The following is a 24,853-nucleotide window of genomic DNA, read 5'->3' as shown; positions in this document are numbered from 1 at the left end:
GGTTGTACGTCGAGCCGTATCCTCGCGTTGCAAAAATTGTGCTGTTTATTATTCATGCCTTTTCTTCCGGGTCCTTGCGGTAGGGAAACTGAATAATAAAGGTCGTACCTTGCCCCATAATACTGTCCGCCTTGATGCTGCCGAGATGGTTGTCGACGATTTTGTAGGTGACCATTAGGCCAAGCCCCGTCCCTCTATCCTTCGTTGTATAAAATGGCTGGCCAATCTTGGACAGCTGCTCCTTCGCAATGCCAGGACCCTCATCCTGAATGCGGATGATGATTCGCGCCTTCTGCGCAAGCTCAAGCGTAATGCGAATGAGGCCGCCGCTCGCCATCGCCTCGATTGCATTTTTGATGACATTGATAAATACCTGCTTGATTTGATTTTCCACGCCGAAGACGTAAAGCGGCTCCGCAGCCATATTCACCCGGATTTCAATATTGTGCATTATGGCCTGCGTCTCCAGCAGCGTCACCGATTCCGCCATAATCTGGCGCACATCCCGGTAGCACAGCTGATAAGCCTGAGGCTTGGACAGCATCAGCAGCTCGCTCACAATGGATTCGATCCGTATCAGCTCGGATTTCATAATGTCATAATAATTATTGTTGCTGCGCCCAGAGGCAATGAGCTGCAGAAAACCTTTCAGCGAGGTGAGCGGATTGCGAATTTCATGGGCAATTCCCGCAGCCAGCTGGCCTGCAATATACAGCTTCTCAGAATTAATCAGCAGCTCCTCATTCTTTTTGCGCTCCGAAATATCGCGGATAATGACTTGATAAGCAAGGCTGCCCGTGTGGCTTGTGCTCGTTCGAACCAATTCCGTATGCAGCAGCTTGCCATGCACCGTTCTCCACTCCAGCTCGACTGGCTTTTGGCGCAGCAAATCCTCATTTTCCTCCTCGCCTAGCAATTGACGAATTTCCTCATGATGCTTCTCATGAAGAAAATTGTAGATCGACTCGCCGATGATTTCATGCTCGCTGTCTGCCTCAAACATCCGCAGTCCGGAAGGATTGAAATATTGCCACTTCCCCGCTTTGATAATCGCAATCGTATCCAGGGAGTTTTCGACCAGCAGCTTGTAATTCGCATCGACCATGCTGTATTTGCGGCTGATCATCCAGGTGGACAAGCAGAAGCTCAATATGAGCATCGTTGCAATGCCGAGCAAAAACGACATAAGCATCATCGAGTCGTTCATGCTATCGGTCGTGTAGATGTTCCAATACTCCACCTTCATCGCCTGCATGCCAATCGTGTGCATAACAATCATCGACAGCCCCAGAATGAGGCTGCTGATCAGCTTGCCATCCTTGCCCCTGCTTTCATACAAATTAAAGGCGACCAGCGCTCCGAAAAAAGCAACCATGATCGACACCATGAACAAATAGCGATCCAGCTCATAGCTTTTCACCTGACTCCCCAGCAGGTTGAAATAATGCAGCATCGTTGAGCCAACAGCAAGCAGCAGGCTGCTTAACGCCCTTCTAACCGGCCCGGGCCAGACAGATTCGTATACCGATATCGAAACATAGGTAAGAGCCATGCAGCACAATAAAGTGTAAAGCATAGTCCAATCCAGAACTAATGGATAAGTCGAACCGAATATGGCTAGCACATGCATCGCCCAAACCCCTAGCCCAAATACGAAAGAGCTGCCAAACTTGCGGCTAAACGCTACTATTTTTTTGCCTGACGGCGGGTAGCCAATCATGCTGAACAGTGTAAAACAGGCAAAGCAAACAATCATAAATGAAAACAGTGTAAAAAAGGGATTCCCTATAACGAATTGGTGATTCATAAAACTCCTCAAATATCCAGTAATTTACTCACAATACTGAAATTCGACAATATCCAATAAAATCCTCTCTTTTTACATATCTTTTTTCACAAAAAAAGCAGAAAATGATGCAAAATGACGAACAAGAGTCGCTCCCAGACTGGGAAGTCATGGCCTTTTTTCAAAAAAACACATCGTGCCTCTGTCAATACCTGTATTCGGAATGGCAAAGAAAATTGTTATTTTATGTAATTTTAGTATTATCTTTTTATGCCGCTGCTTTAGGAATGGTGTTTCTGGCTTGTTTTATATACAATAAAGAGCAATCAGAGCTTTTGCATGGCTGCGTTTTGCTGCGCTCGCTAATGCGATTTTTCCGGGCAAGCTTATTTTATAAAGGAGAGATTTATGATGAAAATTGTACAGGAATTTAAGGAATTTGCGATTAAGGGCAACGTTATTGACCTGGCCGTCGGTGTCATTATTGGTGGAGCCTTCGGCAAAATTGTCACCTCGCTCGTGAACGACATTATTATGCCGCCGATTGGACGGGTTTTGGGCGGTGTCAATTTCAAGGACTTATTCATTAATCTCGATCCGAAGCATACGGAGCAATTGGAGGCTGCCGGTACCGTTATCCGATCGCTCGACGATGCATCCAAAAACGGCATTGCCGTTATCGCCTATGGTCAGTTTATTAATGTGATGCTGGATTTCTTTATTGTAGCCGTCTGTATTTTCTTCCTCGTTAAAGGCATTAATATGCTGCGCCGCAGCAAAACCGAGGAGGCTCCCGCCGAAGCTGCTCCTACGGAAAAAGACTGCCCTTACTGCTTGTCCAACATTCCGCTGAAAGCGACTCGCTGCAAGCACTGCACGTCCCAGCTTGAAGCTGTCGATACAGGACGCTCTCACTAAGGAGCTGCGAGGAAATGAGTACCCGCTTTTGTCGACAAATTAGCGGTACTTTATTTCGTCGCAGTCTCTAAACGCGCAAACTGCCCTATCTTTTATACAAAGGAGTTCGTGCAATGACAGAGGAATATTTCGATATTTATGATGAGCAGATGAATCACATCGGTACAGCCACACGCTCGGAGACGCATGCCAAGGGCTACTGGCACCGCTCCTTTCACTGCTGGCTCACACGCAAGGAAGAAGATCGCCGCTACGTCCGGTTTCAGCTGCGGCAGTCCAGCAAGGATACTTGTCCGGACTGCTATGACATTACCGTCGCTGGACATCTCTCGGCAGGCGAAACGATGCGCGACGCCGCACGCGAGCTGCAGGAGGAGATTGGCGTAACCGCCAGCTTCGACGACCTGATCCCGCTTGGGCAGCTGCGTGAGGATACCGTAGGTACGGCTGGCGGCGCCAGTTTCATCGACCGTGAGGTCAGCGATGTGTTCGGCTTCGTCTGCTCCTTGCCGCTGATGGAATTACAGCTGCAAGCCGAAGAGGTGGCCGGCGTGTACGAGGCCGACCTGGAAGAGCTGCTCCAGCTGTTCGAGCACGAGCGGTCGGAGCTCGTGGTATCAGGGGTAGCTGTAAGCCAGGACGGCGGGCAGACGCCTTCCGTAAGGAGCGTGCGGGTGGAGCAGTTCGTGCCGCGCCAAGCGGAATATTACGCAAGCGTAATGCGCGCCTTGCGCGATTGCACGTAGCCGCTAAAGCAGCGACGCCAGTGGAACGCTGCTGCCGCACAGAGCGGCTTTGATTTTGACTTTGAATCTGGCTGTTCTGGCTTTGGCTCTGACTCTGGCTTTGCCTTTGGCCTTTCGCGTCAGCGCGTTGGCCCCAAGCATTTTCCCAGTTGCGATACCACTGGTCAATTAACCCGTGAATTTGATAAAACGTCGTATGGCGCGGCGCCAAGTCAAAGTCATTGATTTCCGGCTCGTTCATCAGCTGGGCAGAAATCATATGCATACAGCCATGAATGCCGCTGGATTCGATATAGCTGCCCAGCTCATCCAGCGTAGCAAAGGAGCGCGGATTATTTCGAATGCGATTTTCCGCAGCTGGATTATAGCAAGGAGCGCGGCGTATAGCTTCCGGGATTTCCGGCCACGCCGCAATCAGCCTAGTGTCATAGCCTTGGCTGTTATACCAGCTGTACACACGGTTAATGAAGTCGCGGTGAAAACGCATAAATTGATCACCGAACCCGCGAGGCGGAATGGTGCCGGGTATTACATGATGCGTATGGTGCCATACGGCATGCTCCTGGAGCAGCGGCGCGGGGAAATTCGGGATTAGCGGCATCGTTCGTCCCCTCCATTTATAGTTGTTGTCCATACTCGTTATGTCGGCCTAACCTTGCTGTCCTATCGTATGCTGATTCGCGAAGCGCGGTGACAGATTATCAAGCTATGGAAACACGTTTGAGCCATAGAGCATAGCAAGAACCGCCAAGCCCTCGGAGGGGCTTGGCGGTTCTTGCTTATTTTGGCTTCTGCGTGCGACTAGAAACGGTTGCGGTTTTCTCTTCTGATACAAATGTCAAACGAGATTGTAACCGCGTGGTCTCTACCAAACGAACAGCAGATTCTAACGCAATCGGAACGATCTGTGCAGAAGAAGTGAACGACTCGGCAATCGCAGCCGATAATGTTCTGAACCGCCCGAGCATCGTGACAGCGGATCGCTCTGACCAGCCTCTCAGCAACCTCTTCATGCTCCAGTCTTTTGAAAATTTTGCTTAATTCTTTTCCTGCATCCTGAATTCCTTCAACTGCTGGATCTCTGCGATGACAACCATTACTTCTGTTATCATTTGCTGACTCTTGGCGTTGACAGGAACAAGAAGAAGTGCGAGCCCGTTTCGATTGGCGCGATGCTGATTTAATGTTTTTCACTTGAAACTTCGATTTTACTGACATATTAAATGCCACCTCTCTCATGGTTTCTGCTATATCATATTCAAATAGAGTAAAGAGGTATGGACATGTATTCCCCGACAAACACATATCTGCTATTCCTTAATTTCCGTATAGGCCGGCGATTAGCGGGACATATTAAATGGCATCACTGGAAATGGAGGAAAATTTGTGTTTATCCAAAAAACAATCTGCATCACAACGCTCTGCTTAGCGCTAGGAGGCGCTTCCCTTCCCGTAGCCCAAGCCACTGGAAAAACGGTACCCTCTGAGGAAATCAAGCTCGACCTCATTAATAGCAAAGGAGCCGTCATCGGCAAAGCAAGCCTGCAGGAGCAAGCTGACGGTGTACATATCCGCCTTGCGGTGGACCAGCTCGCACCGGGCATGCACGGCATTCATTTTCACGAAACGGGGAAATGCGAGGCTCCCGAATTTACGACCGCTGGGGCGCATTTCAATCCGCTAAGCAAGCAGCACGGGTTCAGCAACCCCAAAGGCTTCCATTCTGGCGATTTGCCGAATATTCAAGTTGACGCGTCTGGAAAAGTAGAGGCCGAAATCATTTCGAAAAATGTGACGCTCGCCAAGGGCGAACCTAACTCGCTAATAAAATCAGGCGGCGCTGCTCTGGTTATTCACGAGAAAGCGGATGATTACGTCACTGATCCTTCCGGCAATTCCGGCGCTCGCATCGCATGCGGTGTGATTAAATAGCGATAATAGGATGCTGGATGAAAAACGGGTTAATACGTTACGATGAAACAAATCATTACACGATACTCCAACCGTATGAAAAAAGCGCGGGCTCTGGGTTTTCAGAGCACCGCGCTTTTTTCATTTCCATAACGATGAATAAACTGTTCCATCACGTCCTTCTCTCCATTCATAATTGGAAGGCAGACCCGCGTCCTTCTTAAAAACCAGCATCATCCCCGCCCCTCCCGCATATAGCTTAATTTAGGATGAGACTCCCTGCTGGCATGCTGCGGGGCAAAGGAGCGATGTTCATATGTCAGAGCAATCAAAGGCAGCAGAGCAAGCGGCAGCTGTGTTGTACCAGGCAGAGCCTGCACATACAGCTATGGTGCAACAGGTGCAAGAGCAGATTCATCGTCTGTGCCACGGACATATGCATAGGCCTGTGCGCGTGCATACGATGGATGGCCATGTATACGAGGGCTATATTGCACATGTGGACCGCTGCCTGCTGTATTTGCACTGTACCGTGCAGGACCCGCGCGCCTTCATTCCTCCACAAAACGCCATTCTACCACTCGTTCTCTACGAGCTGCTTGTCATTACCCTGCTTTACACCTAAAACGCTGTTCTTCTCCCGTTCATACCCCCATGCTATAATAGTCACAGCTTAGGGGGATGAATATGCAAATTATCGCAATGGTTACGATGCTGCTTGATCATATTGGATTGATCTGGTTTCCCGAAGATGATACATGGCGAATTATTGGCAGGCTTGCTATGCCGCTTTATGCTTATGCGCTTGTCATTGGATATTTCCGCACCAAAAACATAAACCAATACTTATGGCGGATGACGGCCATTGCGGCTTTGTCGCAAATCCCATATTCTCTAGCCTTCGCCACTTGGGAAATTAACACCGTGGGCACTCTGCTCGTTTGTCTCGTGTCCCTGAAGCTTCTGGACCAGTTGAGATCGAGTCCTGCCCTTCAAGTGTCACTGGCTGCCTTCCTGCTGCTGCTGCTCGAAGTCATTCCATGCAGCTACGGCGCTTATTTGCTAGTGCTCGTCCTCATCTACCGTTATGTCCCGAAACACGGTATGGCTCCGGCCCACCTGCTGCTCAACCTCTTTTATTTATTCTACATGGGCTGGAGCATTCAGATGTTCAGCGTTGTCGCAACCTTGCTGCTTGTCTACTCGCCAAGCATGCTGCTAGCAGCCGATACCATCAAAATTCCTCGCAGCCTATGGCGCAGTTTTTACCCGTTGCATCTTGCCATTATTGCAGCACTGCAGTATGTAATCCTAGCTGGAAAGTAGCATTTTCCAGCTGACACAATGTGTTAGAAATATATAAGCAAATTAAACAATATTCTTACGGCTGTTTCATAAGCGGCTAAAACGTTTAGGATAGAATAGGAAAAAACGATCGGAGGTGGACAAGGTCATGATGAAAATCATTACCTTCAAAAGTCGTTCTGTACCTGTTTATTATACTAACGAACAAGCCGCGTCAGTTGAGCAGCTTCATCATAAACTGCGTGAAATGGAACTCAATTTCGACTTTCGAAAAAAATGGAAACGGATCTCTAAAGTTGAAGTCGTACGTGAGGTTGCTATTTTTCAATACAGCGATGGTACTAAACTTTATCTGGAAGTTAGCTAAACACCCTCTAGCCCCCACTGGACTAAAAGGAACATCATCCCCAACCTAAACAAGCGTAAACGATTTTTTCGCTTTTTATCGACGAAACCGGTACGCGATGGAACCGAAGCATATACGGATCGCATCACTCATTTATTCCAATCGTTTAGAAAAGCCTCCTACCGCTGCGATAGTGGATTTGGAGGCTTTGTTGCGTTTAGAACCATGATCTTTATTCTAATAAAAAAAAGAGCCTGCCCTATCGCTTTCGCTTGGGCAAGCTCTATCTCAGAAGACTATGCGCCTGTTCGTTCAGGCTTGCGAATCATCGATAAATCCAGCATATCTGGCTGTGCGGGCTGGCCCAGCAAATATCCCTGCATGTAATCGCAGCCCCAGTCTCGCAGCAGCTCATACTGCTTCACATATTCGACTCCTTCAGCAATGACGCTAATGCCCAGCTTATGCAACAGCCCAATCATTGCCTCCACGATATGATGCTCAGCGCCTTCCTTATCGATTTCTCTAACAAAGGAGCGATCCAGCTTCAAAGCATGAATCGGCAGCAGCTGCAAATTGGCCAGCGACGAGTGCATGGAACCGAAATCATCCAGCGCGATCAGCACACCGCTTGCATGCAACCTAGTCAAGGCTTTAATGGATCGCTCGCATTTCGCATAATTATAGCCCTCTTTGATTTCCAGCTGCAAACGATGCGGCGGTATTCCGGTCTCCTCCAGCGTATTTAGCACCATGTCAGCATAGGCGCAGTCTGCCAGCTCTGTCGGCGAAATATTGACGGACATGACCAGTGCAGCTTGGTCCGGCAGGCTGGCCAGCATGCGGCAGGCCTGCTTGATCACCCAGGCGCCAATTGGCAATATCATGCCGTTTTTTTCTGCAAAGGGTATAAATTCAGCTGGTTGAATGTTGCCAAGCTCTGGATGATTCCAGCGCAGCAGCACTTCGAAGCCCCGCAGCTTACCCGTTTTCACTTGATAGATGGGCTGGTAGTTCAAGTGAAACTGCCCTTTGTACAGCGCCGTTCGTATGGCAGCCTCCAGCTCAAAATGCCGATTAATTTGCTCTGTTTCCGCCCGCGAATAATAGGAAATCTGGCCTTCTCCCTTTAAAACACCGCTATACAGTGCTGTTTCCGCATGGCAAATGAGCTGCTCGCTTGTCGTACCATCCTGCGGGAACAGGCTCACGCCAATGCTGGCAGTTAAATGATAACGATCGGAGCCAGAGCCTACGGGCTGCTGCACCATTCGTTTGAAACGTTCTAGCAGGCTATATCCATCCGCTTGATTAGCATCCAGCACCACAGCAACCAAAAAAGTACTGTCGCTCATTTGCCAAATTGCAGCCCGGTCCGCTCCAGCCGCCACCAGCCGCTCTTCAATCTGCTGTATCACCTCGCTGCCATAGTCCAATCCTCGAGCTCCGATGATGCGGTAAAAATGGTCAAGCTGCACCAGCACCGCGGCAAGCTTATGGCTTGCATTTTGCACTCGCAGCAGCATGTGGCCCAGCTCGCGGCAGGCATTCAGCTTTGCAGGCCATAATGCAATGACTTGTTCCTTCATATTTCCCATCCTTCGATCCAATAGTAAGTTAAATCTATGTTCTCATACAATAATTAGGAAATTTCAGCAATTACCTTTAGATAGTTGTTAGAATGTCATTTTCCATACAAAAAACCGTCTGCATAAGCCAGACGGTCCCTAAAAAATGCATGCTATTATTTCTCCTGGCTGACTGAGGAATTCTGGGCTGTGTACTTGTAGCCAAAGCCCCAAACCGTTCGAATCAGACGAGGCTCCTTTGGATTTTGCTCGATTTTTTTCCGCAGATTCACAATGTGTACATCAATAGCACGGTCGGTGACAAAGGAATCAAAGCCGCGAATGGCATTGATTAACTCTTCCCTGCTGAATACCTTGCCTGGATACGCCAAAAATAGCTTCATAATTTCATATTCCGAAAATGTTGTTTCTACCAGCATGCCTCTGACAAGCAGCAATCTCCGTTCAAAATCAAGCTGGATCGGATCCCGCTCCTCTTCGCCTTGCTCTTGCTCAACCTCTGCTCCGGCCGGCTTAATATTAGCTCTGCGAATCAAGGCCTCGACTCTCGCCGTCATCTCGTGCATGCTGAATGGCTTGCACATATAATCGTCTGCACCAGACTTCAACGCCAGCACTCGTTCTGACACTTCATTTTTCATGGATAAAATCATAATAGGTACATTCGAACGCTCGCGAATCAATGCACATATCTCCATCCCATCCATATCCGGGAGCATAAGATCCAGCAAAACCAAATCAGGTTCGAATTCCGAAATAATACGCAAGCCGTCATTTGCCAATCCCGCTTGTTTGACAGAATAGCCTTCCTCTGACAAATACATAGACAGCATATCACTCATCATGACGTCATCTTCTATAACTATAACTTTATACACTGGCGTCACCCCTTATTGGGATTGAAGATTTCTGTCGAATTTAGTCTGTCTTCTTACTATACAATATAGCTGTGACAGACTACAATAATTTGTTAGAGAATTGTTAGGGTTTTTTGTCGAACTTTTGTCACTTGTCTTGTTGCAAACATTTGAGCAAATGTGTCAATTCTTCTTCCAGCTTTGTCAGCCGCTGGCTCCATTCCCGCTCATCTATTTCCTCCTGATTGAACAGCAGCTCCAGCTCTGTCGCCGCATTCGCCAATTGATAAGCGGATAAATGGCTAGCCGCTCCCCTAAGGGTATGCACGAGACGCTTGGCGGTCACGAGATCCCTCTCTGTCATTGAAGCGATTAATCTGTCGATAAATGAAGGGTAATCGGCTTGAAATTGTTCTAACATATGCATCAAAATCGGAAGCTTGCCATTCACTCTGGCGAGCGCCTCCGGCAAATCTACTCCCGGAATGACCGGCAGCGAGGAATAAGCCGTCTGTTCATATTGCGGCTGCACATGGGGCTCATCCTCCCATAACGTCGATACCGGCAATATACCCGTTTGATTCAACCAGTGCGAGAGTACGGAATGGAGAAAGCCGGCGCTGATCGGCTTCGTTATAATATCATCCATGCCAAGCTGCCTGTACTGCTCATGATCGGCGCGCAGCACATTGGCGGTAACCGCAATAATCGGCAGCCCATCATATTTGGGATTGGCCCGAATAAATCGCGTCGCCTCCATGCCATCCATTTCCGGCATATGAATATCCATGAGAATGAGATGCCATTCCTCCCGCTCCAGCATTTCCAGCACCTCATGACCATTTTCGGCCAGACCTACTTCGTAGCCCCGTTCTTTTAACATTTCCAGAGCGACGATTTGATTGATTTTATTATCTTCGGCAAGCAAAATTTTCGCATTGCGCCCTTCCCGCTGTTCAACGGCCACTTCGCTCATCGCCCGGTTCCAAGGGGGAATAAAGGAACGCTCCGTCAAAACTCCTCTCAGGCCGTTAAGCATAGCTAACCGGGTAACCGGCTTTGTAAGCAGGGCAAGCGGACGATCCTTTTCTGGCATTTGCAGCATTTCGTCCCGCCCGAATGAAGTCGTCAGCACAGCCGTCTTCACGCCTGCCGCCACAGCCTCCTGATGGAACTCAAGCCAAGTTTCCGCCCCGTACATATCAGGCATTTCCATATCGAGCAAAATCAGCTTCGGCATCGCTCCGGCACCGATTCGGCGCAGCCGCTCCCGCGCTGTCTTCCAGGAAGCGAAGGGAACCGGGGCCATTTCGAACGATTCCAGCCTTTCGCACCAATGGTGGCGCATCATTTGGCTGTCCTCCACGATCCACACCGGCTGTCCAATCATCTCCTCGCCTAGCTCCATGCTGTAGGACGGCGCTTCTTCAAGCATAGGGAATGTAATGACGAAGCTGAATTTACTGCCGCGGTCAGCCTTGCTCTCCGCGATGAGATTTCCGCCCATCAACGTGACGAGCTTTTGGGAAATAACAAGGCCAAGCCCTGTGCCCCCATATTTCCTCGTCGTAGATCCATCCGCTTGGCTGAATGGCTGGAACAGCCTATCCAGCTGCTCCTCGCTCATGCCGATGCCTGTATCTTCAACGACAAAACGCAGCTGCACTTCCGCTTCACGAAGCTCTACCACTTCTAATCGAAGGCTGACATGGCCTTTTTTCGTAAATTTAATCGCATTGATGCATAGATTCAACAGCACCTGCTCCAGCCGCAGCAAATCCCCAAGCAGCGTGCTGGGCAGATTGTAAGCCGTATGGATCAAAAATTCGAACTGCTCCTTGCCGCCCATAAAGACGCTGAGCTGATCCGCTACCCGGCCAAGCAGCTCCTCCGGATGGAAAGCTAGCAGTTCAACCTCGATTTTCTCCGCCTCTACTTTGGAGAAATCGAGAATATCATTAATGATGCGCAGCAGTGACTCGGATGACGTACTGATTTTGTCCACATAATCTTTCTGCGAATAGGATAATCCCGTGCGCTTGAGCAGTTGGGTCAGTCCGATGATGCCGTTCAGCGGCGTTCGAATTTCATGGCTCATGAGGGCAAGGAATCTGCCTTTGGCCGCATTTGCCTCCGCCGCATCCTGCGACGCCTGAAGCAGCTCCTCCTGAATGATTTTTTGCTCCGATATGTCCCGTGCAATACAGGAGAAATAATCCTCTCCTGTTCTGCGATTATGATGGGATACGAGCACGAGCGATACATGCTTCAATTGCTTTTTCTTCGTCAAAATTTCGACATTGCCTTCCCAATACCCGTACTGCTTGGCCAGCTCTGAGCCATTCATGAGATAAAAGAACATTTCACTGCTTAGATGCCCACTCAGCGAAGAAAGATCCATTTCCTCCTCATGGATGCCGAGCATCTCCTTGCCCGCCTGATTAATGTAGATCATTTCGCCCTGGGAATCGACCGAAGCGATCAAATCTTTGGCAGAGCCAACGATATCAAGCAGCCGATTGCGCGATTTTTCCACCTGCAGCTTGTCGGTTATATCCAGAAACATACCAACGGCTCCTGTAAATTTCCCATTTGCATCCCGCAGGCCATTCGTGCTGAGCAGGACGGGAATGCGTTTGCCATTTTTCGCAATAAAGGTCCATTCCCGCTCGTAGGAAAACTCGGCATTGCGCAGCTCCTTGAGCACATCCAGTCCCGGTATCACCTCGCGGCCCAATTTCTCCCTAAGCTCCTCGGCCGTTATCCGGATTTCCTCCATGTCCATGAACAGCAGCGGCGTCGCATGCCCCGACACTTCTTCTGTCTTATAGCCGATCATTTCCTCAGCCTTCTTATTGAGATAGGAAATACGGTAATGCTCGTCGAGGACGACAAAGGAATATTGATTTTGATTAATAATCGCTTCCAGCCGTTCAAACATTCTTCTTAGACGCACAACCATGACGTTCACCGAACGCGACAGCTTGCCTACCTCGTCCCCTGGCATTTCTGACAGATGCTCGGCATCAAACTGGCCAGCGGCTGCCTGTTCGGTGACGATCAATATATTTTTCAACCGATTTACCATATTGGCAAAAAAGAGATAGCACAGCAGCACAATGACAAGCTCTGAGCCAACGAGCGTCAGCAGAATGCTCAGCAGAACGGGCAGCGTCCCAATCTCCAAATCCGACATCGGCATTTCAAGCATAAAATGCCAAGCAGCCACACCATCCACCTTGGAGTGAAATACTGCGTATTCATTCATATTTGAGGAAATGATCTCCATGCCATCCTTATTGGACAGCAGCTTTTCATTCACCTGAATTTCCTGTAAATTCCCGTTCATCATGGCAGTCTGCGGCAATACCCCATCATCCGAACAGAACAATACTACGCCTTCCTCGTTATACAGCCAGAAGGTGGCTGCATCCGGCTTGTCCAATTGCAAATAAGGGATAATCATATCCATATCAATAGCTGCATAGACGATTCCGGCAATTTGATTTTCTTCATTGTAGACCGGAACGGCTATGACAAATTGTTCTTTTGGCGAAAGGCTTGTTTTGAAAGGATCGCTGATCAGCACCTTCCCTTTAATCGACGTCTGGAAGAAGGAATGGTTGCTCAAATCAAACGGCGTGCCATCCGTACGTATGGCCATGCCGTCCTTGCCCACAAAGCCAAGGGAGCGGAAGGCAAAGCCTGCCCGCACAAGCTCACGGTTAAAATAGCTGAGCTTCTCTTCGTCTTTTCCATAACGTACGACATCGGTTCGGCTAATGACTAATACTTCCGCCCGCCTGATTGCAAGCCAAGCAGACAGGTTATTCGCACTGCTGTTTAGTTGGCTTAATGTTTTCTCTGTTGCGGAATCAATCATTCCCTGTCTTAAGCCCATATAGTTAATAATGCCGGCAAACAGCAGCGGAATAAAGGTAATTAATACTATAACCAGAAGTCCCTTGACCCTAAGAGACGTGTTGTTCAAGCGGCTCACTTCCTATCCGACAAAGTTTGTCAGTTGTCCCGTTTATTATACAGCCTTTACGAAAGCGGGAGAAGCAAAAACGCCAAGGCGGAGGGCCCTGGCGTTCAAAAAAGACAATGGTTATTTTAGATGGTGCCTCATTGCTAAATTCGCTTGCCTTAATCTTTTAAAATCGATTCAATACGAGCCAGCTCATCGCTAGAGAAGTCAAGCGAGCTGAGTGCCGCAACGTTATCATCAATTTGCTCCACACGGCTTGCGCCGATCAATGCCGATGTTACCCGGCCGCCGCGCAATACCCATGCGAGCGCCATCTGTGCAAGCGTCTGCCCGCGCTCGGCAGCATGAGCGTTAAGCAGCTTGATTTTCTCAAGCTTGCCTTCCGTAATTTGATCGGATTGCAGAAATAAGCTTGGTCCTGCCGCGCGGGAATCCTGCGGGATGCCGTTCAAATAACGGTTCGTCAAGAGGCCGCCAGCGAGCGGCGAGAACACGATGGAGCCGATGCCTTCCGTATCAAGAACATCCTGCAAGCCATCTTCAATCCAGCGATTGAACATCGAATAAGAAGGCTGGTGAATGAGGCAAGGCGTGCCAAGCCGCTGCAAAATAAGGGAAGCTTCAGCCGTCTGCTCCGCACTGTAGTTGGACAAGCCAACATAGAGCGCCTTGCCTTGGCGAACGATATGGTCAAGCGCAGCCATCGTTTCTTCAAGCGGCGTGTTCGGATCTGGACGATGATGATAAAAAATATCTACGTATTCCAGCCCCATACGCTTAAGACTCTGATCAAGGCTCGCCACCAAATATTTGCGCGAGCCCCACTCGCCGTAAGGGCCTTTCCACATATAATATCCGGCTTTTGTGGAAATAATAAGCTCATCGCGGTAAGCAGCCAAATCCTGCTTGAGCAGTTGGCCGAATGTCTCTTCAGCAGAGCCAGCAGGCGGCCCATAATTGTTAGCAAGGTCAAAATGGGTAATGCCCAAATCGAAAGCGCGGCGAACCATCGCCCGTCCATTTTCCAGACGATCCGTACCGCCAAAATTGTGCCAGAGGCCCAGTGATACTGCCGGAAGCAGAAGTCCGCTGCGGCCGGTACGATTGTATTTCATCCCGTCATAGCGGGAATTTGCAGGCAAATACGTCATCGATTAACATCCTCTCTACTATTAAAATTAAAAGTTGGAAACTTTCATTTTATACTTCAAACCAAATATAAAGCGCTTGCCTCCTTCATTGTACACCGCTAAGACGCATGGCGCAAAAAAGCAGCTCCTGCTGAAATCCCTTTATTTTTATTTAAGATTAAGGTTTTTTAACCTGAGTTTTGTTATAGTAGGTTAGACAAGCGTAAACGGTTACGGTGAGCTGGCCTTGATCACCGCAACGTTTCGCGAAACCATTATAAAAAGCGTGTAAGATGATGAAGGGAGTTTGAAGAATGGATAACCAAGAATCGCAGCGTAAAGAAGAAGAGTTAAAAAATGCTGCGGAGCAAGAAACCAACACACACGAGGACAATCAACATACGACTGAATCAACAATAGCTTCACCGAATGCGGCAGGAGGGGCGCCTTTGGGCGGATCAACTCCCCCGCCACCCCGTAAAAGCGGCAACGGAGCATGGATTGCACTTTCAGCAGTTTTAGCTATTTTGCTAGTAATCGTCGCTATTAAACCGGTATTCGGCGGTGGCAACAATGCAGCCGTTGCAACGGTTAACAAAGTCGACATTACGAAAGAAGACCTTTATGAGGAAATGCTGAAATCAGGCGGTAAAACAACGCTCGACAATCTGATTACACAGCAGTTGATTACGCAAGAAGCTAAAGCTTCCAATGTTACGGTTACAGAAGCAGATATCGATGAAGAAATTAATACGCTGAAAGCAAGCTTCGGCACGGACGAGCAGTTCAACGCCGCGCTGGCACAATACGGCGTAACGCTGGAGAGCCTGCGTAAAGATGCTGAGACGCAAGTGAAAATCCGCAAGCTGCTTGAGCCATCCATTACCATTACCGATGATCAAATTAAAGAAGCTTATGAGCAAAACAAAGCTTCCTACGGCACAGGCGAAGAAATTAAAGCTTCGCACATTCTGGTAGCTACGCAAGAGGAAGCAGACGCTATTTTGAAACAATTGAAAGATGGCGCTGACTTCGCAACGTTGGCGAAAGAAAAATCAACCGATACAGGCACGAAAGACAACGGCGGCGATCTTGGCTTCTTCGGCAAAGGCGTTATGGACCCTGCTTTCGAGGAAGCAGCCTTCGCACTGGAAGTTGATCAAATCAGCGACGTCGTTAAATCGAGCTTCGGTTTCCATATTATTAAGAAAACCGGCTTTAAAGCGGCAACTTCCCCGACTTTTGAAGAGAAGAAGGAAGAAATCCGCAAGCAGCTGCTGAATCAACAAATTCAAGAGAAATCAGCTACTTGGATTCAAGAGATTCGCGACAAAGCAACGATTACGAATACGCTCGAAGAGAAAACAGAAGAAGAAACAGACGCAAGCGCAAATCCAGACGCAGCTGTTTCTCCAGAAGCAAGCGCGGCACAATAAGCCCAACCGAATAAGGTTCACATGCTTATGAACGTGCTTATGAAGCAAAAAAAATCGCTGTCCGCCAGGCTTAATGCCTTTGGGACAGCGATTTTTTAGCTTTGCAAGGCAGCCCCTTTGCTCACGGTCACTTCCTTGCCGCTTGCCTTCAGCCGCTCTACCACTTTATTGAGTGCCAGCTGCGCCGTATGATCCCAAATGCGCGACTGGCTAAGGTCGATATGAATTTCGTCAGCTTTGCAGTCCAGCTCGATTAGTTCTTCAAGTCCAGAGGACGAAGCGAAAAACAGCTGTCCATACACCCGATAAGTCCGCTTGCTGCCTTCCCATTCGCTATGAATGTGCAGCTTGCGTGACACCGACACAACGAACCATACGAAGCTGATAAGCACGCCGACCAGCACGCCAGCAGCCAAATCATGCGTAAACAGTACCGCAGTTACTGTCGCCACCATGACGACCGTTTCGGCAAGCGGCACACTGCGCGGCTTGAATACCGAGCGCCAGTCGAAGATGGCGATACAGACCATAATCATAATGCCGACTAGCGCCGCCATCGGCACCTGCGCCAGCAGATCGCCGAACAGAACGGCGAGCAGCAAGAGGAACAAGGCGGAAACGAGTGTAGACAACCTATGCTTCCCGCCCATTTTCACATTGAGCACCGATTCCGCTACAAGCGCACAGCCCGCCATACCGCCGAAAAATCCCGCGACAACATTCGCAACGCCTTGTCCGCGCATTTCCTTATTTTTGTCCGTACGCTCCCCGGTCATTTCATCGAGCAAATTATGCGTCAGCATCGTCTCCGTATATCCAACGACAGCCAGCGACAAGGAATAAGGAAAAATGATAGCTAACGTCTCCCAGCTAAGCGGAATATTCGGCAGCAGAAACGATGGCAGCGAAGCGTCAATTGCACCGACCCGGGTTACACCGTCCATGCCAAACACCCAAACGGCGAACGTGAGCACGACAACCGCCACTAACGGCGATGGAATCGCCTTGAAATAACGCGGGAGAAAATAAATAATCGCCAGCGTCGCCGCGACTAACGCATACATCAGCCACGACTCGCCCTGAAAATAACGCAGCTGCGACAGGAGGATGAGAATCGCCAGCGCATTAATAAATCCGGTCAGCACGCCCTGAGGCACATATCTCATCAGCTTGCCCAGCTTAAATACACCCATTAAATATTGCAAAATTCCGGTCAAAATCGTAGCTGCAAACAAATATTCGATGCCATGCTCCTTTACAAGCGTCAGCATCAGCACCGCCATCGAGCCTGCGGCTGCGGAAATCATGCCGGGACGACCGCCAAGAAACGTCGTAACGAGCAGGATACAGATTGAAGCATAAATTCCGACAACAGGCGGTACTCCCGCCATAAACGAAAAAGCCAGCGAATCCGGCACCAGTGCGAGCGTCGCCGTCATGCCCGCCAGCACATTCACCCGCACATCGGTCATCCACTGTCGTTTCCAAGATAAACTGCTCATACCCTTTTCACCTAATATCCTTCGCCTTTGCCGCCGTTCGCGATGGCGACGCTTGCGCTTGCACCAATGCGGGTGGCGCCAGCAGCAAGCATTTTGAGCGCGGTTTCCAAATCTCGCACGCCTCCGGAAGCTTTAACACCCATGTCTGGCCCAACTGTACGGCGCATTAGCGCAATATCTTCCTCTGTTGCGCCGCCTTTGCCGAAGCCGGTCGACGTTTTGACAAAATCGGCGCCAGCCTCCTTGCAAATTTCGCAAGCCCGCACCTTTTCCGCATCCGTCAGCAAGCCTGTTTCCAAAATGACCTTTACGATCGCCCTGCCCTTGCAAGCAGCCACAACCGCCTCAACATCGCGCTTCACGCCTGCTTCGTCACCTGACTTCAGCAGCCCAATGTTCAGCACCATGTCCACCTCGGTAGCCCCGCAGGCAATCGCATCTTCCGCTTCCGCTGCCTTCGCCTTTGAAGTCGTTGCGCCAAGCGGGAAGCCCGCTACCGTCGTAATGCCTACGCCAGAACCAGCCAGCTGAGCAGCCGCAAGCGCGACCCAGCCTGCATTCACGCAAACGGTGGCAAAATGATACGTTTTCGCTTCGGCACAAAGCTGAATGATTTCCTCTTTTGTCGCGTCGGCCTTTAGCATTGTGTGATCAATAACTCCAGCTACATTCGCTGCATTCGTACTGCTCATTAATAAATCCCTCCACCTATCGTCTCTCTAGCCCGTCCCTTTCACGCCTCCGGCTTGTAATCCAGCAGATGCTTCGCCGTAATGTGATCGGTAATCAACGTATTCGCATATTGACCAGCAAGCGCACCATACACCGCTTCGACCTTGCTTGGGCCGCCAGCTACCAGCACGGACCATTCCTTGCGCTTCAGCTCGCCCAAATCAATGCCAATCGTGCGCAAGTCCAGCTCCTCGCTGACCAACTGCCCGTTAATATCTATGAATCTTGAGCAAATATCCCCTACGCCGCGCGAGAAAATAATGCCCAAATCCTCATCGGAAAAATAATTCGCCCGCATCAGCACCGAATCCTCGGTTGGCGCTCCTACGGTAACAACAGCGATATTCGCTTTTTTGCCCATATCAAGAATTTTGCGTATATGACGATCCGCTTCAATCGCATGCTTCACAACCGCATGGTCAACAATAGCTGGAAGCGGAATCAAATAAGGCGACGTTTGATAAGCTTTAGCGAACAGCTGCGCGATCTCGTGGGCATACGTATCGGTCTCGGAATGGCTGACACCTCCGTTGAGCTGCACCACCTTGACCTTCTTCGCATGCTTGTTCGGCAGACGGGTCGCTACTTCATATAACGTCGTGCCCCAGGTAACGGCTATCGTATCGCCATCCTGCACCGTTTCATTCAGAAACGCAGCGGCAGCTTCTCCAATTACCCGCTTGGCCATCGCATCCTCATACTTAGGTACCGTGGCTACAATTGCGCGCTTCAAGCCGAAGCGCTCCTGCAATTGCCGCTCGCGGTCCGCATTGTCTGCTGCCGGGTCCATAATCTTGATCTGTACGATACCGTCAACCTTCGCCTGCTGCAAAAAACGCGAAACCGTTGGACGTGACACGCCGAGCTTCTTGGCTATTTCCTGCTGATTGTAGTCAAGCTCATAGTACATGCGCGCTGCTTCAATCATTTTCATCTTTTTGTCGCTGAGTTCCTCCATCGGGCATCTCCTTTGGTGAGTCGCTCTTCCACATTTATCTATCTTGAGAATATGTTCAAAGAATTGTAAGCAATATTTCAGTTTCATTATATAAGGAAAAAAGCAAAACAACAACTACAGCTTTTGGACAGGATTTTCATGTCAACATGTGGAATACGTATAAGGCGCGACCATAAACGACATTCTGATGGGAGGTATCACCTGCTATGTTGAACAAGTTTAAGTGGTTCACATCCATTCTTTTGACCGCAGCCCTGCTTCTAGGCGCTGCAAGCGTCTCGGCGGCTGCATCCACCCCAGAGAAGGCCGGCAAGCATATTACGCTGCTGCATACGAACGATATGCATGCCCGGGCGGTAGAATCCGAAAGCAACGGTGAGCTCGGCTTTGCACGGCTGGCCGGAATTATCGACAGCTACAGGGCCAGCAATCCGAACACGCTCCTGCTTGATGGCGGCGATGCCATTCACGGCACTACCTTTGCCACGCTCGTAGAAGGCGAAAGCGTCGTACGCGTCATGAACGCAATGGGCTACGATGCGGCAGTCCCCGGAAATCATGAATTTAATTATGGCTACAACCGCCTCGTCGAGCTAGAACCCCAAATGGAATATCCGCTTCTGAGCGCCAACATTAGAGTAAAGAAAGACGATTCGCCGCTGTTTCATCCTTATGTCATTAAAGAGGTGGACGGCGTGAAAATCGGTATCTTTGGCCTGACCACACCCGAAACCGCCTACAAGACGCATCCGAAAAATGTCGATGGACTTGTGTTCACCGACCCAGCCGAGGAGGCGAAAACGATCGTCGCCGAGCTGAAGGACCAGGTCGACGTCATCGTGGCACTCGGCCATATCGGACAGGATGAGTCGAGCGTCGATACGAGCATTGGCATTGCCAAGGAAGTTGCCGGCATTGATGTTTTTATTGATGGGCACAGCCATACGGTGCTGGAAAAAGGGCTTGAAGCTGGCCATGGCACCCTTATTGCAAGCGCCGGTGAATATACCAAATACATTGGCGTCGTCGATTTATGGATCGATCAAGGCAAAGTAATCAGCAAAGAAGCCAGGCTGATTGATTACAAAGCTGCTGCAGCAATTGCCCCTGATCAAAAAATTGCTGAGCTGGTCGATTCCATCGTCGCTGAGCAGCAGAAAATCCTCTCAACCGAGGTTGGCGAAACCGCTGTGAAGCTTGATGGCGAGCGCGAGCAGGTTCGCGCGGGAGAAACGAATTTAGGCAATTTGATTGCCGACAGCCTGCGCTCAATCACGAAGGCCGACATCGCCCTAACGAATGGCGGCGGTATCCGCGCTTCAATTGATGAAGGAATCATTACGCAGGGCGAGATCATTACGGTGCTGCCTTTCGGCAATCAAATCGTGACGCTTAACGTCACAGGCGCCGATATTAAAGCCGCTTTGGAAAATGGCGTTTCGGATTATCCGAATCCGAAGGGCGCTTTTCCGCAAGTATCCGGCATCGCCTTCAAGATCGATACCGCCAAGGCAAAAGGCTCGCGTGTCCATTCCGTTACGGTAGGCGGCGCTCCGCTCGATGCGAAAAAACAATATTCGCTCGCGACGAATGATTTTATAGCAGCCGGCGGCGATGAATATACGATGTTCGCCAGCTATCCGCAGGCCGGCATGTTTGGCGCACTGGACGAAGCGCTCACGAGCTATTTGCGGGAGCTTGGGACAGCAGCAAATCCAGCTGTTGAAGGACGTATCACGGAGGGAACAACGTCTAGCTCCGCTTCCCCTTCTACCAGCACGAAGCCTAAGCCGGAAGTTATCCAGCCCGGCCCGTCGTCTCCGGCAGGCACCACTCAGGAGGAGCCTGCGAAGGCTGCCGACTATGCCAACTACATGGTGAAAAAAGGCGATACGCTCTGGTCGATTGCGAAGCGCTATAATACGACGTGGCAGGCGATTCGCGACGTAAACCAAATTAAAAATCCCGATCGCATTTACATCGGACAGCAGCTCAAAATTCCGGCATAGCAGCAAAACAGCCCTCCGCCATTTTTAAATGGTGAAGGGCTGTTTCTATTATATCTCTGACATGTCCCGGCTAGGCTTGCATTGACTTGCTGCTGGAATTGCGGCGCAGCCTGCGTTCAAAGCCTACATACAGCACAATGTACAAGATGAAAAAACCGCCAGACAGCAAATACATCGTCGAATAATTGGTCACAGCCGCTACAGCTCCCAGCAATATTGAACCGCTTCCGATGCCGATGTCAAAAGCATTGTAATAGGTCGCCGTCGCTACGCCTCTGCGCTCTGGCTCTACGAGATCGATAACCCAAGCCTGCAGCGCTGGGAACAGGGCCCCAAAGCCAAAGCCATAAAACAGCCCCGACAGCAGCAGCATCGCCGTAGAATGCGTAAAATAAAGCATGACGCTAGCAATAATGCATAGAATAGCAGCAGGCAGCAGCACCCACATGCGCCCTTTGCGATCAAACAACGGGCCGCTAATAAAGCGGATCAGAAACTCGCTGATGGCCACGACAAGGAAGAAAATGCCGACACTGCCCAGGCCCTGCTCTTTGCCAAACAAAGCGATAAAGCTGAGCACCGTGCCGAAGGGGATGCCGATAAGCAGGCCAAGCAGCGAAGGCATAAACGCCTTGCGCTCCACGACGCTGTCCATCCAGCTTCCCGTTTCCGCCACAGGAGCGGCTGCGGCTGGCGCCTTCTTCTCCACACGCGGAAAACGGACAAAGCAGGTACTGATCAAGCTAAGCAGCATAACAACTGCCCCGATTAAAAACAGTGCCTTAAAGCCATATTCCGTCATAATCCAAATGCCAAAAAAGGGTCCTAAAGCGAATGAGATCGAATTCCCTGTCGCAAAAAAGCCCATGCCTTCCCCTCTTCGAGAGACTGGCACTAAATCGGATGCCGCTGTGCCGAACAGCGTCGTTGCAATGCCGAAGCCGACGCCGTGCACGACGCGCAGCACAAGCAGTACGGCAAGGGTCGCAGCTAAATAATAGCCGGTAAGCGCGATAAGACTGATGGCTACTCCAAGAAGCAGCAGCTTCTTCTGGCCCAGCCGCTTTATGCCATAGCCTGTTCCAAGCCGGGAAATGACGGCCGTAAACGTAAATAAGCCCATAATTAGGCCAATTTGTGTTTGGCTGCCTCCCTGCTCCGCGGCAAACACGGGAAGTGTCGGCAGCAGCATCTCAAGCGCCATAAACAGCAGCAGATTAGAGCCCATTAATAAAATGAAATTTTTTGACCATAGCGCCTCGCGCATTTTTCTATCTCCTTTATGATTTCAATCTAAGTATGAGAAGTTCCGATCCCCTTACGATTCGTTCATCATATAGCAGTTTGAATACCCTGTCTACGATGAAAACGACTGTCTTCAATTTTCTATTGCGGTCTTCGGCAAGTGTGATAACCTGTAGGAGAGGTTGTCTTCAGAAATCTCATTTTCCACGCGAAGTGAGGAGCCTGTCTATGAAACAAATGATAAGCGATGAACGGCTCGATGGGATTATTTTCAAAAAATTTATTGTTCAGCTTATCCGTAATTATCTGTTTGGCGGGGCTGTCGCTGTCCTTGGGGTAGGAAGCATCCTCATCTTTTCAACCTTGCAGCTATCCAGCATTGAAATTTTTCGGCTGGCGCTGCTGCTCGTCGTTTCGCTGATCATCATGTTCAGCTGCGAATGGCTGGCTTTCAAACGGCATATTAAGCCTATACGCGATATTTTTTACATAGAAGCTACTTCTGCCCAGCTCCGAGAGGCATATTTGCAAGTACATAACTTTCCGCTTTTATCGGTTAAACGGATCGCCGGTCCCCATTTTCTAGGTTTGGCGATTCCCGTTGGCAGTCTCACTTATATAAGTATAAAGCTGCAATGGATCGTATTTCCTTATTACTATATTGCGATAGGCGCGGCATGTGCGGTGCTGATTGCGGCGATGCATGCCATGCTTGAGTTTTTTCTGACAACCAGGGCGATACCGCCGCTCATTACGCATATACGCGCGATGCATATTAAACGGTTTAACGCTGATTTGACGCTGGAGGGGCAAGTTCTGGTGACAATCAGGCGCAAGTTTCTGCTCAGCGCTTTTATTATCGGAACGCTGCCGATGCTTATGTTCAGCCTGGCGACGCAAATTCGCATAGAGGGGTACGCCAGTACCAGCTCCGCTTCTGCCGCCTACTGGCAATGGGCCGTCCTCATTCTTATTATTGGCATTTTATTTTCCTGGCTTAGCGCATCGCTGCTCTCCAAGGATATTCAGTCGCCGATCGAGACGCTTCAGCAGGCGTTGGTCAGCGTTCAGGAAGGCAATCTCGACCATAAGGCCGAGGATATTTATTCGGATGAGTTTTCCAAGCTTGTGGCCGGATTCAACCATATGGTCGATGGTCTGAAGGAGCGCGAGAAGCGCAACGCCCAACTGCTGCAAAGCTATTTCATTACCCTAGCTGCGGCGCTTGAGGCTCGCGACCTCTACACCGCCGGGCATTCCGAGCGCGTAGCTGAATACGCTGTGCTCATCGGGAAGCTCGCTGGCTGGGACGATTCCGTTCTGGATACGATTCGCAAGTCGGCGCTGCTCCATGATATTGGCAAAATCGGTGTCCGTGACGCCGTGCTGCTGAAGGACGGCAAGCTGACTGACGAGGAGTTCGATCAAATCAAGCAGCATCCGATTTTGGGTGAAAATATTTTGCGGCGCATTGAGCCGGCTGATGCGATGGAGCATCTGCTGCCGGGCGTGCGCTCCCATCATGAACGTTTTGACGGCAAAGGCTATCCCGACGGGCTCGCAGGCGAAAATATTCCGCTGCTCGGCAAAGTCATTGCCATCGCTGATGCCTTCGATGCGATGACCTCTGATCGCCCCTACCGCAAGGGCATGACTGTATGCAAGGCGCTCACCATTTTGGAAGAAGGCAAGGGAACCCAGTGGGACCCTGGCCTTGCAGAGCTATTCATCCGCTGTCATAGGGAGCAGGAGCAGCAAGCTTCAGAAGATACGCGTGCAGAGGCGTAAGCGAGCTCTGACTCTCGATGCACGGCATGCAGCATAAAGACCAAAAAAATCCGCCTGCATGAGGCGGATCTTTTTATAAAATCGTTTGAATGTTTGGATTAACGTTTAATTAATTGGAAATCATCATAATGGAAGCCCGGGGAAACAATACAGGAGAACAGCGATGGCTCGTCGCCAATCGGCTGCGACATTTGCCACTCGCCTGCTGGCACTACCGCTTGCGGCTGCTGGCCATTCAGCACATCGCCGCCTACAATAATTTCCTTTCTAAGCGTTGGGTCGTCTGAAGTGCCGCCCAGGGAAAGGGTAATTGGGCCGCCTGAATGCCAAATCCACAGCTCATCAGATAGTACTTTATGCCAATCCGACATCTCATACGGATGCAATAAAAAATAAATCGAGGACGCTGCGGCACGTGGTCCGGAATAAGCCTCACCAAGCAGCTCCTGCGGAATTTGGAAGGAAGCCTTCCACAATTCTTTATACCAACCGCCCTCTACATGCGGTTGTAAGCCCAATGCTTCAACTAACGGCGAAATCGCCTTGTTCGCTTCACTCATCATTCAATCTCCTTCCAGCTGGAAAAAATGCTTATTTCATTTAA

At 49.9% G+C, this 24,853-nt stretch carries 21 protein-coding genes; 11 read left to right on the top strand and 10 right to left on the bottom strand.

The genetic code is table 11. From position 1 onward, the window contains the following. Positions 1-52: 52 nt before the first annotated feature. Positions 53-1,807, bottom strand: a complete 1,755-nt coding sequence (locus tag AC50Y5_RS22435) for an ATP-binding protein (protein ID WP_056031805.1) — start codon at positions 1,805-1,807, stop codon at positions 53-55. Positions 1,808-2,194: 387 nt separating this feature from the next. Here AC50Y5_RS22435 and mscL point away from each other — a divergent pair, with 387 nt between their 5' ends. The 8 genes from mscL (at position 2,195) to AC50Y5_RS22395 (ending at position 7,033) form a co-directional block, all read left to right on the top strand. Then, entirely contained in the window at positions 2,195-2,704 is a 510-nt protein-coding gene (gene mscL / locus AC50Y5_RS22430) for a large conductance mechanosensitive channel protein MscL (RefSeq protein ID WP_494863860.1), read from the top strand. A 113-nt stretch (positions 2,705-2,817) separates the two neighbouring features. Further along, positions 2,818-3,450 carry an NUDIX hydrolase gene (locus AC50Y5_RS22425; RefSeq protein WP_056031814.1) on the top strand — a complete coding sequence of 211 codons (633 nt, stop codon included), beginning with the start codon at positions 2,818-2,820 and terminating at the stop codon, positions 3,448-3,450. Positions 3,451-3,625: 175 nt separating this feature from the next. Continuing rightward, positions 3,626-4,045 carry a hypothetical protein gene (locus AC50Y5_RS22420; RefSeq protein WP_494863859.1) on the top strand — a complete coding sequence of 140 codons (420 nt, stop codon included), beginning with the start codon at positions 3,626-3,628 and terminating at the stop codon, positions 4,043-4,045. A gap of 170 nt (positions 4,046-4,215) precedes the next feature. Beyond that, positions 4,216-4,491: a hypothetical protein gene (locus AC50Y5_RS22415; protein ID WP_056031823.1), complete on the top strand. Its 276-nt coding sequence runs from the start codon at positions 4,216-4,218 to the stop codon at positions 4,489-4,491. Between the two features lie 345 nt (positions 4,492-4,836). Continuing rightward, complete coding sequence (locus AC50Y5_RS22410) at positions 4,837-5,382, top strand: superoxide dismutase family protein (protein ID WP_494863858.1); 546 nt, start codon at positions 4,837-4,839, stop codon at positions 5,380-5,382. A gap of 295 nt (positions 5,383-5,677) precedes the next feature. Beyond that, entirely contained in the window at positions 5,678-5,986 is a 309-nt protein-coding gene (locus tag AC50Y5_RS22405) for a hypothetical protein (RefSeq protein WP_056031828.1), read from the top strand. 62 nt (positions 5,987-6,048) lie between these two features. Next, a complete protein-coding gene (locus AC50Y5_RS22400) occupies positions 6,049-6,687 on the top strand; it encodes a TraX family protein (RefSeq protein WP_056031833.1) in 639 nt (212 codons plus the stop codon). Between the two features lie 127 nt (positions 6,688-6,814). Next, entirely contained in the window at positions 6,815-7,033 is a 219-nt protein-coding gene (locus AC50Y5_RS22395) for a hypothetical protein (protein ID WP_046229519.1), read from the top strand. Positions 7,034-7,308: 275 nt separating this feature from the next. On the opposite strand, the gene AC50Y5_RS22390 is transcribed toward AC50Y5_RS22395, so the two are convergent. The 4 genes from AC50Y5_RS22390 to mgrA all read right to left on the bottom strand — a co-directional run bounded on the left by AC50Y5_RS22390 (position 7,309) and on the right by mgrA (position 14,600). Next, positions 7,309-8,601 (bottom strand): putative bifunctional diguanylate cyclase/phosphodiesterase, encoded by a 1,293-nt coding sequence (locus AC50Y5_RS22390; protein WP_056031837.1) that lies wholly within the window; start codon positions 8,599-8,601, stop codon positions 7,309-7,311. A gap of 155 nt (positions 8,602-8,756) precedes the next feature. Further along, positions 8,757-9,479, bottom strand: a complete 723-nt coding sequence (locus AC50Y5_RS22385) for a response regulator transcription factor (RefSeq protein WP_081418667.1) — start codon at positions 9,477-9,479, stop codon at positions 8,757-8,759. A 127-nt stretch (positions 9,480-9,606) separates the two neighbouring features. Further along, the gene (locus AC50Y5_RS22380) at positions 9,607-13,449 is read right to left on the bottom strand and encodes a response regulator (RefSeq protein ID WP_494863855.1); all 3,843 of its coding nucleotides are present in this window, start codon (positions 13,447-13,449) and stop codon (positions 9,607-9,609) included. A gap of 158 nt (positions 13,450-13,607) precedes the next feature. Further along, positions 13,608-14,600: an L-glyceraldehyde 3-phosphate reductase gene (gene mgrA / locus AC50Y5_RS22375; protein ID WP_056031849.1), complete on the bottom strand. Its 993-nt coding sequence runs from the start codon at positions 14,598-14,600 to the stop codon at positions 13,608-13,610. Positions 14,601-14,893: 293 nt separating this feature from the next. On the opposite strand from mgrA, the gene AC50Y5_RS22370 reads away from it, so the two are divergent. After that, complete coding sequence (locus AC50Y5_RS22370) at positions 14,894-16,015, top strand: foldase protein PrsA (RefSeq protein ID WP_056031852.1); 1,122 nt, start codon at positions 14,894-14,896, stop codon at positions 16,013-16,015. Positions 16,016-16,110: 95 nt separating this feature from the next. On the opposite strand, the gene AC50Y5_RS22365 is transcribed toward AC50Y5_RS22370, so the two are convergent. Genes AC50Y5_RS22365 through deoR form a run of 3 tightly spaced genes read right to left on the bottom strand, consistent with a single transcriptional unit; the run spans position 16,111 to position 19,207 of the window. Next, positions 16,111-17,517 carry a SulP family inorganic anion transporter gene (locus tag AC50Y5_RS22365; RefSeq protein ID WP_494863847.1) on the bottom strand — a complete coding sequence of 469 codons (1,407 nt, stop codon included), beginning with the start codon at positions 17,515-17,517 and terminating at the stop codon, positions 16,111-16,113. An 11-nt stretch (positions 17,518-17,528) separates the two neighbouring features. Then, complete coding sequence (gene deoC / locus AC50Y5_RS22360; protein WP_494863845.1) at positions 17,529-18,209, bottom strand: deoxyribose-phosphate aldolase; 681 nt, start codon at positions 18,207-18,209, stop codon at positions 17,529-17,531. A 41-nt stretch (positions 18,210-18,250) separates the two neighbouring features. Then, positions 18,251-19,207 (bottom strand): DNA-binding transcriptional repressor DeoR, encoded by a 957-nt coding sequence (gene deoR, locus AC50Y5_RS22355; RefSeq protein WP_056031859.1) that lies wholly within the window; start codon positions 19,205-19,207, stop codon positions 18,251-18,253. 209 nt (positions 19,208-19,416) lie between these two features. Between deoR and AC50Y5_RS22350 the strand changes: the two genes are divergently transcribed. Further along, on the top strand, positions 19,417-21,216 hold the full coding sequence (locus AC50Y5_RS22350; RefSeq protein WP_494863886.1) for a 5'-nucleotidase C-terminal domain-containing protein: 1,800 nt from the start codon (positions 19,417-19,419) through the stop codon (positions 21,214-21,216). Between the two features lie 70 nt (positions 21,217-21,286). On the opposite strand, the gene AC50Y5_RS22345 is transcribed toward AC50Y5_RS22350, so the two are convergent. After that, positions 21,287-22,483: an MFS transporter gene (locus tag AC50Y5_RS22345; RefSeq protein ID WP_494863843.1), complete on the bottom strand. Its 1,197-nt coding sequence runs from the start codon at positions 22,481-22,483 to the stop codon at positions 21,287-21,289. Positions 22,484-22,689: 206 nt separating this feature from the next. Between AC50Y5_RS22345 and AC50Y5_RS22340 the strand changes: the two genes are divergently transcribed. Next, positions 22,690-24,249 (top strand): HD-GYP domain-containing protein, encoded by a 1,560-nt coding sequence (locus AC50Y5_RS22340; RefSeq protein WP_494863841.1) that lies wholly within the window; start codon positions 22,690-22,692, stop codon positions 24,247-24,249. 98 nt (positions 24,250-24,347) lie between these two features. On the opposite strand, the gene AC50Y5_RS22335 is transcribed toward AC50Y5_RS22340, so the two are convergent. After that, positions 24,348-24,812: a cupin domain-containing protein gene (locus tag AC50Y5_RS22335; protein ID WP_494863839.1), complete on the bottom strand. Its 465-nt coding sequence runs from the start codon at positions 24,810-24,812 to the stop codon at positions 24,348-24,350. Positions 24,813-24,853 lie beyond the last annotated feature (41 nt).

Source organism: Paenibacillus sp. JT22N7 (assembly GCF_059383875.1).
The sequence above is the reverse complement of the archived record's forward strand: the minus strand, read 5'-3'. Positions and strand labels throughout refer to the sequence as shown.